Here is a 306-nt window from a genome sequence, read left to right as displayed (position 1 = left end):
GGTCGGAAGAGCCTCGTGTCGGGCAGGAGTGCTAAGATCCGTGTAGAGCCCGGTCGCCGACGTACCCACCAAAAACGGCCTTCACCAGCGGCGGCCCCGCCAGGAAGATGGTGCCTTGCTCTTTAACAATGATGGACTCATCCGCCATGGCAGGCACGTACGCACCCCCTGCGGTACAGGAGCCCATCACCACGGCGATTTGCGGGATGCCTTCAGCGGACATCGTGGCCTGATTGTAGAAAATACGCCCGAAGTGGTCGCGGTCGGGGAAGACCTCGTCCTGGCGGGGCAGGAAGGCACCGCCAG

Annotated in this window: 1 pseudogene; it reads right to left on the bottom strand. The window is 63.1% G+C overall.

Annotated features, from left to right (window positions below):
- Positions 1-34: 34 nt before the first annotated feature.
- Positions 35-306: pseudogene (locus R0J88_RS19395) on the bottom strand (carboxyl transferase domain-containing protein); the annotation flags it as partial.

The sequence above is a fragment of the Pseudoalteromonas sp. SIMBA_162 genome, assembly GCF_046535955.1.
Taxonomy (GTDB): Bacteria; Pseudomonadota; Gammaproteobacteria; order Enterobacterales; family Alteromonadaceae; genus Pseudoalteromonas; species Pseudoalteromonas marina.
Note: the sequence above shows the minus strand (reverse complement) of the source record. Positions and strands in the feature narration are given on the sequence as shown.